Genomic DNA, 16,380 nt, shown 5'->3' with positions numbered 1-16,380 from the left:
CTTTTGGTCTATCAATGACGTCCAAAAACGGGGCGTTTTTTGTCAAACGTCCAGCCAGGGATGAGGTACTGCATCGGGCCTGCGTCATTGCGCGCGCCGCCGGGCAGCTTCTTGTATGCCGCGTGCGCTTTTTCGATTTGCGTCCAGTCGATCTCTACGCCAAGGCCTGGCGCATCGGGTACGGCGATTTTTCCCTGGCGGATCTCCAGCGGCTGTTTGGTCAGGCGCGCGTCGCCCTCCTGCCAGATCCAGTGGGTGTCGATGGCGGTTGGCGTTCCCGGTGCTGCCGCGCCAACGTGAGTGAACATCGCCAGCGAGATATCGAAATGGTTGTTGGAGTGGCAACCCCAGGTTAATCCCCAGTCGTCGCAGAGTTGCGCCACGCGTACCGCGCCGGAAAGCGTCCAGAAGTGCGGATCTGCCAGCGGGATATCCACCGCGTTTAACATCACCGCATGGCCCATTTCACGCCAGTTGGTGGCAATCATATTGGTGGCAACCGGCAAGCCGGTGGCGCGACGGAACTCCGCCATCACTTCACGCCCGGAGAAGCCCTGTTCCGCGCCGCACGGATCTTCCGCGTAGGTCAGCACATCATTGAGGCCTTTGCACAGGCTGATGGCTTCGTCGAGCAGCCAGGCACCGTTGGGATCGACAGTGATGCGTGCATCCGGAAAGCGTTTTTTCAGCGCCCGCACGGTGTCGATCTCTTTTTCGCCTGGCAGTACGCCGCCCTTGAGTTTGAAATCTTTAAAGCCGTAGCGATCCTGCGACACTTCCGCCAGGCGAACGACCGCATCGCTGTTCATCGCTTCCTGATGACGCAGGTGATACCACTCATGGCTGCCAGGCGTCGATTCCAGATAGGGCAGATCGGTTTTGGTACGATCGCCAACATAAAACAGATAACCCAGCACCGTCACCGCATCACGCTGTTTGCCGGGACCAAGCAGTTCGCACACCGGGACGTTCAGCGCTTTGCCTAACAGATCCAGCAGAGCGGCTTCCAGTGCCGCGACCGCATTCACGCGCAGCTCAAAGGTCCAGGCGCCTTTACCGAAGGTGTCGAAATCCGCCGCCTGGTTGCCTTTGTGTACGCGCTGCACCACTTTATTCAACCGCGCCACTTCCTGCCCCACCACCATCGGCGTGGCGTCTACCAGCGTTTTGTAGATCACTTCACCGCCCGGCGCTTCACCAACGCCGGTGTTACCGGCGTTGTCGGTGAGCACCACGATGTTGCGGGTGAAGTAAGCGTTATGCGCGCCGCCGATATTCATCAGCATGCTGTCATGCCCGGCCACAGGGATGACTTTCATCTCGGTGATAATCGGGCTTGCTTGTGTGTTCATCATTCACGTCCTGTCACAGGTTTCAGCACGATACGCTTGATATCACCCACCAGCACCAGGTAACTCAGTATCGCCACCAGCGCATGGATACCGACATAAATCAGCGCGCCGTTAAATGAGCCAGTCGTACCGACGATGTAGCCAATGGCAATCGGCGTCACGATGCCGGAGATGTTACCGAACATATTGAACAGACCGCCGCTCAGGCCGCTGATCTCTTTCGGCGCGGTATCTGCCATCACCGCCCAGCCCAGCGCACCGATACCTTTACCGAAGAAAGCCAGCGCCATGAAAGCGATAATCAGCGTTTCGGAGTCGGTGTAGTTGCAGAACACCATGCTCATGGAGAGCAGCATTCCCAATACGATTGGCGTTTTACGCGCCACGTTCAGCGAGCCGTAGCGGCGCATTAACCAGTCGGAAATAATCCCCCCCAGTACGCCCCCCACAAAGCCGCAGATCGCCGGAATCGAGGCAACAAAACCCGCTTTCAAAATCGACATGCCGCGCGCCTGCACCAGGTAAACCGGGAACCAGGTGATAAAGAAATAGGTCAGGGCGTTAATGCAGTACTGGCCCAGATAGACGCCGATCATCATGCGGGAACCCAGCAGCTGTTTGATCTGCCCCCATTTTTCTGAGAACGGAACATGCTCAGCATTTTTCGCCTGATCCATGTTGATCAGCGCGCCACCTTCAGCAATATATTCCAGCTCTTTTTTGTTAACGCCAGGATGCTGGTTCGGCTCGTGGATCATTTTCTGCCACAGGAAGCTGATGAAAATGCCGAGACCGCCCATAAAGAAGAACACATGTGACCAGCCCACAGCGTGCGTCAGCCACCCCATGATCGGCGCGAAGATCACCGTCGCGAAGTATTGTGCGGAGTTAAAAATCGCCACCGCCGTGCCCCTCTCCTGCGCCGGGAACCAGGCCGCAACGATGCGACTGTTGCCAGGGAAGGAAGGGGATTCGGCCAGACCGACCATAAAACGCAGGGTGAAGAGCGCCACGATGATGCCAAAGCCACTAAAGATGTCGACGAAGCCTTGCAGCAAGGTAAACAGCGACCAGGTGAAGATAGACCAGAAATAGACGCGTTTTGATCCGAAGCGGTCAAGCAACCAGCCGCCCGGTATCTGGCCAATCACATAAGCCCAGGAAAACGCGGAGAAAACATAACCCATACCGACCGGATCCAAACCTATCGCTTTGGACATCTCCGAACCGGCAATCGACAACGTGGCGCGATCGCCATAGTTGAAGGATGTGACGATAAACAGCATCACCACTATCCAGTAGCGGGCGTTGGTACGCTTTTCAGCGCCGCTCGCCGCCTGGCTAAATGTACTCATGGTTGTACTCCCGAAGCATAAATGTTCTTTTGTCCATTCATCCTGTACGGCGCAACCTGTAGGGGAAGACAGGATGATGTCATTGTGTTTTTGCTGCTCCTGCCGGGTTTGCCACACCTGGCGGGCCGCGTTTTTTAACTGGCAAGAAAAAGTATATGGAGCGCCTTTTGAACTCTCACCGTGCAACAACACAACATTCGCCGGGCGCGGCTATGCCCTTTAAGGCATTAGCCCAGGCGGATGGGGAGTACTTCACGGAAATGAAAATGGAGCATGACCGAAGGCGGTCAAAAGAGAGGCAGCGTTAAAGAGTGTGAAATGTGTCGCTTGACGCGGCAAAAAGAGAGGTTTCCTCCCCGCGTACGGAGAGGAAGACAGGTTATTTCAGCAGGGTCGCCCAGTGCTCAACCCACGGATTAGAAACGCTTTCCGGTTCCGGATCTTCGCTGGCGTCAATCAGCAACATTTCACCGATACGCTGCGCACCTTGTTCTTGCAGCAAGGCATCAAACTGCTTACCCCCGCCGCAGAAATGGGCATATGTGCTATCGCCCAGGGCAATGACGCCATAGTGTAGATCGGGCTGATAACCCACGGTGTCGCGCAGATAATGGAACAGCGGCGCAATGCTTTCCGGCAAATCGCCCTGACCGGTCGTGGAGGTGACTATCAGCGCGTAATTGCCGTTGTTGTTTTCCCAGTCGCTGGCTTCGGGATCTTCAAATACCGTCGCCTTGTGGCCCTGCGCCTGTAAGATCTCCTGCGCTTCTTCCGCCACCAGCAGCGAATTGCCGTACATGGTGCCAACAAAAATTCCGACCTTCGCCATGCTCATCACTCCTTGCGTGATTCCTGATTGCCCTCATCCTGGCGGCTCACTGGCAAGAACTCAACCCTTTCATTTTCAGGGAGAAGCCCGCGCCAGCCAAAGTGCGACAGCGCGCCCATCCAGGTTTCATCCAGCCCGGCGCGAATCGTTAACGGCTCGCCGGTAAACGGATGCGTGAGCGTTAACTGGCTGGCATGCAGCATCAGGCGGTTACAGCCAAAGTGTTCCGCCGCGCTACGATTTTGCCGCAAATCGCCGTGTTTACTGTCGCCAATGATCGGATGGCGCAAATGCGCCAGATGGCGACGCAATTGATGCTTGCGGCCCGTTTTCGGTTCCAGTTCGACCAGACCATAGCGCGTGGTGGGAAATTTGCTCGTCGCCACCGGCATTTCGCACGTTGCCAGCCCGCGATAGTGCGTTACGGCAGGCTGAGCCTCTTTATCGGCGCGGGCAAACTTGTCGGCCACTTTATCCAGCTCTTCGACCAGCGGATAATCAAGTAGCGCCTCTTCCATCAGCCAGCCGCGCACAATCGCGTGATAGCGTTTTTGAATCTGATGTTGCTCAAATTGCTGCGATAAGCGGCGACCGGCCTCGCTGGATAAGCCCATTAACAACACGCCGGAAGTGGGTCTGTCGAGGCGATGGGCGGTAAAAACGTGCTGGCCGATTTGGTCGCGCACAGTTTGCATGACCACCACTTTTTCATCGCGATCCAACCAGCTGCGATGTACAAGCCAGCCGGACGGTTTATTCACCGCTACCAGCCACTCATCCTGGTAAATAATCTCCAGCATCAGGCGCTTTCGTCGCTGAACAGCGCATCAAGTTGCTGTAAATGCACCAGCATCACATCACGGGACGGATGGGTCGCATCCAGGGCGATTTCATAGTACGGCGCGATGGCAAACGCCTGCGGTAATGGCTGCTGACCATCCAACAAAGCATGCATGCGAGGAATGAGCACCCATTGCAGCCATTCGAACGGCTCAAGGGTATCCATGCAAAAAGGCTGTGTGCTTTCGAAGGCGCTTGCTGCGGGTGCGCTGGTTTGCCAAAGATTCTGTTCGCGCAGTTGCGCTTCGAGAAGATGAAGTTGCTCGCGCACGCGTTGATGTTGAGTCATATAAACCCCCGGAATAATCAGACTGGCGCGCAGCATACCAAAGAGCGGAACAAATAAAAAAAGGGAGCACTGTAAAAACAGTGCTCCCGGTTCGTTTCGCAGCAGTCCCGCTACTCGTGTGCTCCCTGCTCATCCATGAAAACTTTTCCTGCGGTCTCCTGACCCGTTCATCCTTAAACAGCGCATCTTGCTCACACCACCCCGATGTGACATGGCCTCATCCGTAAAGCGTGTCCTGGATCTTCCTGATCTGCCGGGTATCCTTACCGGCTCTCATTCTCCGTCCTGGAGGTGTCCGTTAACGCATTCCAGCGATGTCCCCTTACTTCGTCCTGAAGCCTTTCCTTGCAGCACCGTCCTGGTGAGTCCTCGAAACAACATCATCCTGATGTACGCTTCGTTGTCAGACTCCGTGTCGACTCAAATAGAATTACCCATTACGTGACGTCTTACAAGGATACTTAACGCAAATTCGCCTTTGAATGAAGCCATAAAATATGAAAGGTTTTAGATTAACCTCATGATTTATATTAATTATGAATGAGAAGGCGCATCAGAAGTATGGAAAAAGACCTGGCGATCTCTTACAGGTCGTGTAAGAGATCTCTCACAAGATGAGTAGTATAGAGGATTACACAACGGGTTCGAGCTGGTCGAGGAATGCGGCGAGGCTTGGGGCAAGAATAGTGCGCTGACGCGTACCCAGTGTCTCTTTCACCACTTCGCCGCTGAGGTTACTCAGCGAAATCACATCCAGTTCGCTGTCGAGCGTAGCAATAAAAAGTGTAGGTGATAACTTCAGTCTTTTCTGCGTAACCAGGTGACCAATCAGATTTTCCTGCATACGCACGAAGTCATCCTCACTCCACGTTTGCAGCAGCGTCAGCGTCAGTTCGCCAAAACGCGCGGCCATATCACCGGCAAATTGTGTGGTGTAAAAGGTATGGAGCGGCGTTTGTACCACAATTTCCATGGCCTGTTCAATTGGGTTTACATTTCGTTCCGGTACGAACGGTTTTGGCTGCCAGATAACGTACTTGTCGGTGGAAGAAATAATGCACGGTGAGGGAATACCGTAAAGTTCTTCGCTTTGCGGCCAGCTGTCTCGCTGTTCGTGCCACGCATTACAGTAACGTTCCGTAAAGGCTTTCAGGGCATGCGCCGTCTCTTTTTCCACCGATTTCTCTCTTCACATAAGCCAGGATAAACTCTGCGTCATAGTTTACCTGCAAAATGGCGATGAAACATGTCCTCTTATGATAACCACCAGGCGCTGGCTGGCCTGACGCTTGGCAAAACCACCGATTACCGCGACACCTACGACGCCAGCTTGCTGCAGGGCGTTCCCCGTTCGTTAAACCGCGATCCGTTAGGCTTAAAAGCGGAGAACCTGCCTTTTCGCGGCGCGGATATCTGGACGTTGTATGAACTCTCCTGGCTCAACGCGAAAGGTTTGCCGCAGGTGGCAGTTGGCCACGTTGAGCTGGATCACGCCAGCATCAATCTGGTGGAATCGAAAAGCTTTAAGCTCTATCTCAACAGTTTTAACCAGACACGTTTTGCCAGCTGGCAAGAGGTGCACGATACGTTGCAACGCGATTTAAGTGCCTGCGCTCAGGGTGATGTCAGCGTGGTGCTGTACCGTATTGATGAACTGGAAGGTCAGCCTGTCGCCCATTTTCATGGCACCTGTATCGACGACCAGGATATTGCAATCGAGAGCTACGACTTTGACGCCGCGCTGTTAACCGGTGCCGCCAGCGGAAAGGTTGTAGAAGAGACGCTGGTCAGCCATTTATTAAAATCGAACTGCCTGATCACCCACCAGCCGGATTGGGGCTCGGTGCAAATCCAGTATCGCGGCGCGCAAATCGACCGTGAAAAATTGCTGCGCTACCTGGTCTCTTTCCGCCATCACAATGAGTTTCATGAACAATGTGTGGAGCGCATTTTCACGGACATTCAACGTTTCTGCCAGCCGGAAAAACTGAGCGTTTATGCGCGCTATACCCGACGCGGCGGGCTGGATATCAACCCATGGCGCACCAACACCGATTTTGTTCCAGCCACCGGACGGTTAGTACGCCAGTAAAACCCAACATTTTACGACTCTGCGCGGAAGATCCCACGCGACAGGTTGTTAAACGTCATAAGCCAGGGCTATTGTAATCACGGGAAAGATAAAATTTTCGTCCCGTAAGGAGTTCACTTGATTACACATATTAGCCCGCTTGGCTCAATGGATATGCTGTCGCAGCTGGAAGTCGATATGCTTAAACGCACGGCCAGCAGCGACCTGTATCAACTGTTTCGCAACTGCTCGCTCGCTGTACTGAACTCAGGGAGCCAGACCGACAGCAGCAAAGAGCTGCTCTCCCGTAACGAAAGTTTTGATATCAACGTGTTACGCCGTGAACGCGGCGTAAAGCTGGAGTTGATCAACCCACCGGAAGAGGCCTTTGTCGACGGACGCATTATTCGCTCGCTGCAGGCCAACCTGTTTGCTGTTCTGCGCGATATTCTCTTCGTTAATGGGCAGATTCATAACGCCGGACGCGTCCAGCATTTAAATCTGGAAAGCTCCATTCATATCACCAACCTGGTCTTTTCCATTTTGCGTAACGCCCGCGCGCTGCATGTCGGCGAAGCGCCGAGCATGGTGGTCTGCTGGGGCGGCCACTCGATTAACGAAACTGAGTACCTTTACGCTCGCCGCGTGGGAACCCAGCTTGGCTTGCGTGAGCTGAACATCTGCACGGGCTGCGGCCCAGGTGCGATGGAAGCGCCCATGAAAGGCGCTGCGGTCGGGCACGCGCAGCAACGCTATAAAGAGGGTCGTTTTATCGGCATGACCGAGCCGTCGATCATTGCCGCTGAGCCGCCAAATCCGCTGGTCAACGAACTGATCATCATGCCGGATATTGAAAAACGTCTGGAAGCGTTTGTCCGTATCGCCCACGGGATCATTATCTTCCCGGGTGGCGTAGGCACGGCAGAAGAGCTGTTGTATCTGCTGGGGATTTTGATGAACCCGGCCAACAAAAACCAGGTATTGCCACTGATTCTGACCGGGCCAAAAGAGAGTGCCGATTATTTCCGCGTGCTGGACGAATTTATCGTCAACACGCTGGGTGAAGCCGCACGCAACCACTACACCATCATCATCAATGATGCCGCTGAAGTGGCGCGTCAGATGAAAAAAGCGATGCCGCGGGTGAAAGAGAACCGTCGTGAAACCGGGGATGCCTATAGTTTCAACTGGTCTATCCGTATCGCGCCGGATCTGCAGGTGCCGTTTGAACCAACGCACGAAAATATGGCTAACCTGAAACTTTATCCGGATCAGCCGGTGGAAACGTTAGCGGCGGATCTGCGCCGGGCGTTCTCGGGCATTGTGGCGGGTAACGTGAAAGAGCACGGCATTCGGGCGATTGAGGAGTTCGGACCGTATAAAATTCATGGCGATAGCGACATGATGCGCCGGATGGATGACTTACTGCAGGGCTTTGTCGCCCAGCATCGTATGAAACTGCCAGGCAGCGCGTACATTCCTTGCTACGAAATCTGCGCCTGATCTCCCAGGGCGACCTATAAGTCGCCCTTATACCTCGGATTTTTTTCCCGCACAGCTCCCCCATATCCCCAGCATATTCATACGTTTCAGTTGCCCTTAAACGTCGATAAATCACTGCGATAGCGGTTTTTTGCAGGGCATTTATCGTCTTTAAACGGTGTGCGTTTGATCGCAAATCTTGCTGGTGATAGCCTTCGCGCCCATAAATTTCATCTCTCGATCATTAAGTAGAGATATGGTCTAAATATATCCACATAAAAAGTGATTTATTGCAATTGCGATCCCGATCACTGATAGAGTCATAACATAAATGTATCTTTCCGCCGCAAATAATTACGGAAAGAAATTATAAAAAAACCGTGATTGACCGAATTTAATATTACCGCCAGCCTGCCAGGCATTGTATTCGCCCGTCATGCCAGCATTTTGCTTTTCCCAGGAGATTTATAAATGGAAACCACTCAAACCAGTACGCTGGCCACATCGGCTACACGAAGTTCATGGCGCAAAACGGATACCATGTGGATGCTGGGCCTGTACGGTACTGCCATCGGCGCTGGTGTACTGTTCCTGCCAATTAACGCCGGTGTTGGCGGTTTAATTCCGCTGATCATCATGGCCATCCTCGCTTTTCCAATGACCTATTTTGCACACCGCGGCCTGACTCGCTTTGTGCTGTCGGGTAAAAACCCTGGCGAAGACATCACCGAAGTGGTTGAAGAGCACTTTGGTATCGGCGCGGGTAAGCTGATTACCCTGCTCTACTTCTTCGCTATCTACCCGATCCTGCTGGTGTACAGCGTGGCGATCACCAACACCGTTGACAGTTTTATGACCCACCAGCTGGGTATGACGCCGCCGCCGCGCGCCATTCTGTCGCTGATCCTGATTGTCGGCATGATGACTATCGTGCGTTTTGGCGAGCAGATGATCGTAAAAGCGATGAGTATTCTGGTGTTCCCGTTTGTTATCGCGCTGATGCTGCTGGCGGTTTACCTGATCCCGCAGTGGAACGGTGCGGTACTCGATACCCTGTCTTTAAGCAGCACGTCTGCGACCGGCAACGGCCTGTGGATGACCCTGTGGCTGGCCATTCCGGTAATGGTGTTCTCCTTTAACCACTCGCCGATCATCTCCTCGTTTGCGGTTGCAAAACGTGAAGAGTACGGCAACGAAGCAGAGAGCAAATGTTCACGTATTCTGGCGTTCGCACACATCATGATGGTGCTGACGGTAATGTTCTTCGTATTCAGCTGCGTGCTGAGCCTCGCTCCGGCTGACCTGGCGTCGGCGAAACAGCAGAACATCTCGATTCTCTCTTACCTGGCAAACCACTTTAACGCACCGATCATCGCCTGGATGGCACCGATCATCGCGATGATCGCCATCACCAAATCCTTCCTCGGCCACTATCTGGGTGCGCGTGAAGGTTTCAACGGTATGGTTATTAAGTCTCTGCGTAGTAAAGGCAAAAGCATCGAAATCAACAAGCTGAACCGCATTACCGCGCTGTTTATGCTGCTGACCACCTGGGCTGTGGCGACCTGGAACCCGAGCATCCTGGGAATGATTGAAACCCTGGGCGGCCCGATTATCGCGATGATCCTGTTCCTGATGCCGATGTACGCTATCGCCAAAGTACCGGCAATGCGCAAATACAGCGGTAAAATCAGCAATATCTTCATTGTTATCATGGGCCTTATCGCTATCTCCGCGATCTTCTTCTCTCTGTTCAGCTAATCTCTTTCGCGCCGCTCGCCACGGGCGGCGCGACTCTCATTGCAATGGAAAATGCGTCATGATCAGCGTATTCGATATTTTCAAAATCGGCATTGGCCCTTCCAGCTCGCATACCGTTGGCCCAATGAAAGCCGGTAAACAATTCACTGACGATCTGATTGCTCGCAGCATGCTGCACGACGTGACCCGTGTGGTGGTAGACGTTTACGGTTCCCTCTCTCTGACCGGTAAAGGGCACCACACCGATATCGCTATCATTATGGGTCTGGCGGGTAACTTGCCGGATAGCGTCGATATCGATGCCATTCCGGGATTTATTCAGGACGTAAACACGCACGGTCGTCTGCTGCTGGCTAACGGCGAGCACGAAGTTGAGTTTCCAGTCGATCAATGCATGAACTTCCATGCCGATAACCTCTCGCTGCATGAAAACGGCATGCGTATTACCGCGCTCGCGGGCGACAAAGTTCTCTATAGCCAGACCTATTACTCGATCGGCGGTGGTTTTATTGTCGACGAAGAACATTTTGGCCAGACCAACAACGCGCCTGTCGCCGTACCTTACCCGTACAAAAATGCGGCAGATCTGCAACGTCACTGCCAGGAAAGCGGGCTTTCGCTCTCTGGTCTGATGATGAAGAACGAACTGGCGCTGCACAGCAAAGAGGAGCTGGAACAGCACCTCGCGCGCGTCTGGGAAGTGATGCAGGGCGGTATTGAGCGTGGAATTACCACCGAAGGCGTGTTGCCGGGAAAATTACGCGTTCCGCGCCGCGCTGCCGCGCTGCGTCGCATGCTGGTCAGCAGCGATAACACCAGTAAAGATCCGATGCAGGTCGTCGACTGGATCAACATGTTCGCACTGGCGGTTAACGAAGAGAACGCCGCCGGTGGTCGCGTGGTGACTGCGCCAACCAACGGCGCGTGCGGCATTGTTCCGGCAGTACTGGCTTATTACGATAAGTTTATTCGTCAGGTGAACACTAATTCACTGGCGCGCTACCTGCTGGTCGCCAGCGCGATTGGCTCGCTCTATAAAATGAACGCCTCCATTTCCGGTGCGGAAGTGGGCTGCCAGGGCGAAGTGGGTGTTGCCTGTTCGATGGCTGCCGCAGGCCTTGCGGAACTGCTCGGCGCAAGCCCGGCGCAGGTCTGCATCGCGGCGGAAATCGGTATGGAACACAACCTCGGTCTGACCTGCGATCCGGTCGCAGGCCAGGTACAGGTGCCGTGCATCGAGCGCAACGCCATTGCGTCGGTGAAAGCGGTGAACGCCGCGCGTATGGCGCTGCGCCGTACCAGCGAGCCGCGCGTCTGCCTGGATAAAGTCATCGAAACCATGTACGAAACCGGGAAAGATATGAACGCCAAGTACCGCGAAACCTCACGCGGCGGGCTGGCGATGAAGATCGTAACCTGCGATTAAGCCCAGGAAGATGCCTCGTTTTGCGAGGCATCTTCCTGATTATCCCCCGCTTCATAGCCTCACGCCGCACGCGATGTTACCCTTAGGCACGATTTCAAGGAGGGTATCTGTGGCTCATCTGTTAATTGTCGACGCGCTTAATCTTATCCGCCGGATCCACGCGGTGCAGGGATCGCCCTGTGTAGACACCTGTCTTCACGCGCTGGAACAGCTTGTGGTTCACAGCCAGCCGACGCACGCCGTGGCGGTGTTCGATGATGAGGCCCGCAGCCAGGGCTGGCGTCACCAGTTATTACCCGACTATAAAGCCGGACGACCTCCCATGCCGGAGACGCTGCATGCCGAGATGCCCGCTTTGCGCAGCGCTTTTAAACAGCGCGGCATTCGTTGCTGGGCAACGCCGGGTAACGAAGCGGACGATCTCGCCGCGACGCTGGCGGTGAAAATGGCGCAGGCCGGGCAGCAGGCGACAATTGTTTCCACGGACAAAGGCTATTGCCAGTTGCTTTCCCCGACCATTCGTATCCGCGACTATTTTCAGAAACGCTGGCTGGATGCGCCCTTTATCGCGCAGGAATATGGTGTCACGCCGCAACAATTGCCGGATTACTGGGGGCTGGCGGGGATCAGCAGTTCTAAAGTGCCAGGCGTTGCCGGTATTGGCCCGAAAAGCGCCACCCAGTTGTTAAACACCTTTCCGACGCTGGAAGCGTTGTACGAGAACCTCGAGGACGTGCCGGAAAAGTGGCGGCAAAAACTGGAAGCGCATAAAGCAATGGCCTTTACCTGCCGCGATGTGGCACGTCTGCAAACGGATCTGCAACTGGATGGCAACTTACAGCAGCTACGGCTGACACGCTGAGAAAAGCCCACACGGTGGCGGGCTGTTCGCCTTGCTTCAGCCCTTATACGGATGGTGCTTTAGCCAATGTTCAGCGATATCCTGGCGACGGCAGATCCAGACATCATTGTGGCTTTGCACGTAATCAAGAAAACGCTGCAGTGCGCGAAAGCGGCCAGGCCGCCCGAGCAGGCGGCAGTGCATGCCAATCGACATCATCTTTGGCGCATGCTCACCTTCTTCATACAGCACATCGAAGCTGTCTTTCAGGTAGGTATAAAACTGTTCGGCGGTGTTAAAACCCTGAGCGGTGGCAAAGCGCATATCATTGGCATCAAGCGTATACGGCACAATCAGGTGCGGTTTCCCTTCCACCGTAGTCCAGAAGGGTAAATCATCGCCGTAGTAATCGCTGTCGTAGAGAAAATCGCCCTGCTCGACCACCAGCTTGCGGGTGTTGGGGCTGTCGCGCCCGGTGTACCAGCCAAGGGGCTTTTTACCAAACAGCGTTTGCAGGATTTCGATCGCCTGCTGCATGTGCTGGCGTTCTGTTTGAATATCAAGATCCTGATAATGGATCCAGCGCCAGCCGTGGCTTACCACGTCGTAGTCTGCCGCTTTGATCGCCGCGACGATTTCCGGGTTACGCGCCAGCGCCATTGCTACGCCAAAAACAGTCAACGGCAGGCCACGTTGCTGAAAAGTCTGATGAATACGCCAGAACCCAGCGCGCGATCCATACTCGTACAACGAGTCCATCGACATATGCCGCGCGGGATAGCTGGCAGCGCCAATAATATCCGACAAAAATTGCTCTGAACCCGCATCACCATGTAGCACATGGTTCTCACCACCCTCTTCAAAATTAAGGACAAACTGGACGGCAATGCGCGCGTCGCCCGGCCAGCGGGCATGCGGCGGTTTTCCCGCATAGCCTGCCATATCGCGGGGGTAGTCGGCGGTGAAATGCCATAAAGGTTTGTCCGTTGCTGATTGCATGCTGATTCGACCTCTTTACGGGGCCGCTTTCAGCAAAGCTGTTCGAAACATCCTGAAAGCGGCTTTTTATTGGGATACGCGAGATCGCCGTATTTGCTGGTGCCAAGCCCCAGCGCGAGAAGAGATTCCACCATCTTCACCGCGGCCGTAACGCCGTCGATCACCGGCATGCCCAGCTCTTGCGTCAACTCGCTGGCAAGGTTCGCCATACCGCCGCAGCCCAGCACAATGGCACCGCTGTGATCTTCCCGTTTGGCTTGTATACAACGCTCGCGTACCTTTTGCTGAGCAAGACCCGTGCCATCTTCCAGCGCCAGCACTGGTAAATCGATGGCATGCAGCGCGGCGCAGTGGTGTTCGAAGCCATACTGGCGCAGTAAATGACGGGCGATAATCACCGTACGCGGCAGCGTGGTTACAATTGAAAACCGCGTCGCCACCAGCGTTGCCACGTGCATAGCCGCTTCGGCAATACCGATCACCGGCCCGCTCGCCAGCTCGCGCGCCGCCAGTAATCCGGGGTCACCAAAACAGGCAATCACGTGCCCTTGTGCACCCTGGTTTTTGCCCTGTTTGATTTGCTCCAGCACGCCAATCGCCGCAATGGCTTCATCAAAATGCCCTTCGATGGATTCAACTCCCTGCGAGGGGCAACTGGCGAGAATGGTGGTGCCGGGCGACGCCACACTGCGCGCCGCTCTGGCGATGGTGTCGGTCATTTCAGGGCTGGTATTAGGATTGATAACTTGTATACAAAACTGGCTCATCAGTGTTCTCCTGGCGCACCAAACAGGCGGGCAAAATCCGGTAATGTCTCGCCGCTGCGCTCAAAGCGCAGACTGGAAAGAATATGATCAAAGTGGTGAGCCATCGCCTCACTAAGCCCTGATAGATCCTTTTTACGCAGCAGCGTAATCAGTTGGTCATGATCGTCACAGCGGCAGCCGCGCTGCCAGGGCGCACCCCAGGCGGCTATCACCAGCGACGAACGCTGCGCCAACGTGGTAATAATGTCGGTCACCACCGCATTACCGGAAATGGCCTGCAACTGGATATGAAACGCCGCAGAATGGCGAATAGCCGCCGCGCCATCATGATTTTGATGCGCCTCTTCTTCCTGCGCGATGATGTTTTCCAGCCCCGCAAGGTGCGGCGGCTGCAGATGTTCCAGCACCAGCGGCAGATTGGCGCATTCGATCATTTTCCGGGTAGTGAAGATTGCTTTTGACTCTTCAACGCCGGGATTGGCGACAAATGCACCACGTCTGGGCGTCATGGTGATCATTTGCACCGTCGCAAGGCGGGTTAATACCTTGCGGATGCCGGTACGGCTGACGCCAAAAACCTCCGCCAGCGCTTCTTCCGGCAATTTACTCCCCGGCGGCAATTGATGTTCAACGATGGCGGTCATTAAAGATTGCCAAATGAGATGCTCTTTATCTTCCAGATCTGCAGGGGTTCGCAGCCCTATTTGCTGGTTCATAACGCCGTTCCTTTGTTACTCAATTCATCTATTTTTGTATACACCGTTAATTTATTTTGTATACAAAAAATTAAAACCTGGCCTGGTTAATGCAACGAGGGATAGCAGACAACATGTCACTATCTGTATTCAGAGGAGCAGAATCCATGCCAAACCTTGAACCAAATTACGATGCTCGCTACAGCCCACGCCTGACCAATGAAGATTTGGCGCCGACCCGCCATCAGACCTGGAGCTGGTACAATATTTTCTCTTTCTGGATGTCCGATGTGCATAGCATGGGCGGCTATGTTGTTGCCGCCAGCTTCTTCGCTTTAGGGCTTGCCAGCTGGCAGGTGCTACTTTGCCTGCTGTTGGGGATCTGTATTGTGCAGCTGTGCGCAAACCTGGTGGCGAAACCGAGCCAAATGGCCGGTGTGCCGTATGCCGTGATCTGCCGTCAGGCATTTGGCGTATTCGGCGCGAATATCCCGGCGGTGATCCGCGGGCTGATTGCGTTTGCGTGGTACGGCATTCAGACCTATCTGGCTGCCAACGCGTTGATGCTGGTGATCCTGAAATTTTGGCCTGCCCTTACGCCCCTGACCAATGGTCACTTTCTGGGCCTGTCGCATTTGGGCTGGCTCTGTTTCGGCATTATGTGGGTGTTGCAAGCGCTGGTGTTCTGGCACGGGATGAGCGCGATTAAACGTTTTATCGATATCGCCGGCCCGGCGGTATACGTGGTGATGATGGCGCTGGCGGGATGGATCCTCTGGCAAACGGGTTTCGACGGCATCTCTTTTACCCTAGCCAGCAAACAACTGACGGCAGGTGAGCAAACCTGGCAAATGATCACCGCGACGGCGTTAGTGGTTTCATACTTCTCCGGCCCGCTGCTCAATTTTGGCGATTTTTCCCGCTACGGTAAAAGCATGCAGGAGATCCGCCGCGGCAACCGCTGGGGACTGCCGTTTAACTTCCTGCTGTTTTCCATTGTCACAGTGGTGATTGTTTCCGGCACACAATCGCTGTTTGGCAAGATGATCACCGATCCTATCGAAACAGTAAGCCATGTTGGCAACAGTCTGGCGATGGCAATTGGGCTGCTGACGATGATCACCGCCACCATCGGCATCAATATTGTGGCGAACTTCGTCTCCCCGGCCTTCGATTTTTCTAACTGTTCGCCGCAGAAAATCAGTTTCCGTACCGGTGGGATGATCGCGGCGGTCGGCTCGGTACTGCTGACACCGTGGAATTTGTTCCAGTCTCCGGAGTTGATCCACTACACGCTGGATGTGCTCGGCGCGTTTATTGGCCCGTTGTTCGGTATTTTACTGACCGATTTTTATCTGATTAAACGCGGAAACGTGTTTGTCGACGATCTGTTTACCGACTCACCAAACGGGCGTTACTGGTACAAAAATGGCTTTAACCCGAAAGCAATTGCTGCGCTGGTGCCGTCGGTGGCGGTCGGGCTGATTATTAGCTTTATTCCGGCGCTGCATGAAGTGGCCAATTTTAGCTGGTTTATTGGCGCGTTCCTCGGTGCAGGTTGCTACCGCTTTCTGGCGCGTAACGAACGCGAAGGTGTGAGCAGCACATCATTTACCGCACAACGCGTGGCGGCAAAGGAGTAGAAACGACGAAGGCCTGAATCATTGCTGATT

At 54.4% G+C, this 16,380-nt stretch carries 15 protein-coding genes; 6 read left to right on the top strand and 9 right to left on the bottom strand.

Translation table 11 applies throughout. The features are described from left to right. Positions 1-11: 11 nt before the first annotated feature. From ACFX4U_RS10720 to syd, 6 genes are all read right to left on the bottom strand, one after another. Positions 12-1,352, bottom strand: coding sequence for an enolase C-terminal domain-like protein (locus ACFX4U_RS10720; RefSeq protein ID WP_313506601.1), 1,341 nt, complete (start codon positions 1,350-1,352; stop codon positions 12-14). Further along, positions 1,352-2,707: an MFS transporter gene (locus ACFX4U_RS10715; RefSeq protein WP_305737037.1), complete on the bottom strand. Its 1,356-nt coding sequence runs from the start codon at positions 2,705-2,707 to the stop codon at positions 1,352-1,354. The genes ACFX4U_RS10720 and ACFX4U_RS10715 overlap by 1 nt, the downstream gene beginning before the upstream one ends. A gap of 379 nt (positions 2,708-3,086) precedes the next feature. Next, on the bottom strand, positions 3,087-3,536 hold the full coding sequence (locus ACFX4U_RS10710) for a flavodoxin (protein ID WP_313506350.1): 450 nt from the start codon (positions 3,534-3,536) through the stop codon (positions 3,087-3,089). Between the two features lie 5 nt (positions 3,537-3,541). Further along, on the bottom strand, positions 3,542-4,336 hold the full coding sequence (truC, locus tag ACFX4U_RS10705; protein WP_017458737.1) for a tRNA pseudouridine(65) synthase TruC: 795 nt from the start codon (positions 4,334-4,336) through the stop codon (positions 3,542-3,544). Further along, positions 4,336-4,665: a YqcC family protein gene (locus ACFX4U_RS10700; protein WP_313506349.1), complete on the bottom strand. Its 330-nt coding sequence runs from the start codon at positions 4,663-4,665 to the stop codon at positions 4,336-4,338. The genes truC and ACFX4U_RS10700 overlap by 1 nt, the downstream gene beginning before the upstream one ends. A gap of 631 nt (positions 4,666-5,296) precedes the next feature. Beyond that, positions 5,297-5,842: a SecY-interacting protein gene (gene syd / locus ACFX4U_RS10695; protein ID WP_313506348.1), complete on the bottom strand. Its 546-nt coding sequence runs from the start codon at positions 5,840-5,842 to the stop codon at positions 5,297-5,299. Between the two features lie 69 nt (positions 5,843-5,911). Between syd and queF the strand changes: the two genes are divergently transcribed. From queF to xni, 5 genes are all read left to right on the top strand, one after another. Then, the gene (gene queF, locus ACFX4U_RS10690) at positions 5,912-6,757 is read left to right on the top strand and encodes an NADPH-dependent 7-cyano-7-deazaguanine reductase QueF (RefSeq protein ID WP_313506347.1); all 846 of its coding nucleotides are present in this window, start codon (positions 5,912-5,914) and stop codon (positions 6,755-6,757) included. Positions 6,758-6,874: 117 nt separating this feature from the next. Further along, positions 6,875-8,239, top strand: a complete 1,365-nt coding sequence (ppnN, locus tag ACFX4U_RS10685; RefSeq protein WP_305737041.1) for a nucleotide 5'-monophosphate nucleosidase PpnN — start codon at positions 6,875-6,877, stop codon at positions 8,237-8,239. A 450-nt stretch (positions 8,240-8,689) separates the two neighbouring features. Continuing rightward, the gene (locus ACFX4U_RS10680) at positions 8,690-9,979 is read left to right on the top strand and encodes an HAAAP family serine/threonine permease (protein ID WP_305737042.1); all 1,290 of its coding nucleotides are present in this window, start codon (positions 8,690-8,692) and stop codon (positions 9,977-9,979) included. Positions 9,980-10,037: 58 nt separating this feature from the next. Further along, the gene (locus ACFX4U_RS10675) at positions 10,038-11,405 is read left to right on the top strand and encodes an L-serine ammonia-lyase (protein WP_313511246.1); all 1,368 of its coding nucleotides are present in this window, start codon (positions 10,038-10,040) and stop codon (positions 11,403-11,405) included. 109 nt (positions 11,406-11,514) lie between these two features. Beyond that, on the top strand, positions 11,515-12,267 hold the full coding sequence (gene xni / locus ACFX4U_RS10670) for a flap endonuclease Xni (RefSeq protein WP_380220953.1): 753 nt from the start codon (positions 11,515-11,517) through the stop codon (positions 12,265-12,267). Positions 12,268-12,303: 36 nt separating this feature from the next. Here xni and puuE read toward each other — a convergent pair whose 3' ends face one another. From puuE to ACFX4U_RS10655, 3 genes are read right to left on the bottom strand one after another with little or no spacing between them, the layout of a single operon-like run. Next, positions 12,304-13,245, bottom strand: a complete 942-nt coding sequence (gene puuE / locus ACFX4U_RS10665) for an allantoinase PuuE (RefSeq protein WP_313511248.1) — start codon at positions 13,243-13,245, stop codon at positions 12,304-12,306. A gap of 29 nt (positions 13,246-13,274) precedes the next feature. Next, entirely contained in the window at positions 13,275-14,012 is a 738-nt protein-coding gene (locus ACFX4U_RS10660) for an aspartate/glutamate racemase family protein (RefSeq protein WP_349350623.1), read from the bottom strand. After that, on the bottom strand, positions 14,012-14,728 hold the full coding sequence (locus ACFX4U_RS10655) for a GntR family transcriptional regulator (RefSeq protein ID WP_305737047.1): 717 nt from the start codon (positions 14,726-14,728) through the stop codon (positions 14,012-14,014). The genes ACFX4U_RS10660 and ACFX4U_RS10655 overlap by 1 nt, the downstream gene beginning before the upstream one ends. A gap of 146 nt (positions 14,729-14,874) precedes the next feature. Between ACFX4U_RS10655 and ACFX4U_RS10650 the strand changes: the two genes are divergently transcribed. Continuing rightward, positions 14,875-16,350, top strand: a complete 1,476-nt coding sequence (locus tag ACFX4U_RS10650; RefSeq protein ID WP_313510596.1) for an NCS1 family nucleobase:cation symporter-1 — start codon at positions 14,875-14,877, stop codon at positions 16,348-16,350. Positions 16,351-16,380: the final 30 nt, after the last annotated feature.

The organism is Kosakonia sp. YIM B13588, from assembly GCF_042788165.1.
In the GTDB taxonomy this organism is placed as follows: domain Bacteria; phylum Pseudomonadota; class Gammaproteobacteria; order Enterobacterales; family Enterobacteriaceae; genus Kosakonia; species Kosakonia sacchari.
Note: the sequence above shows the minus strand (reverse complement) of the source record. Positions and strands in the feature narration are given on the sequence as shown.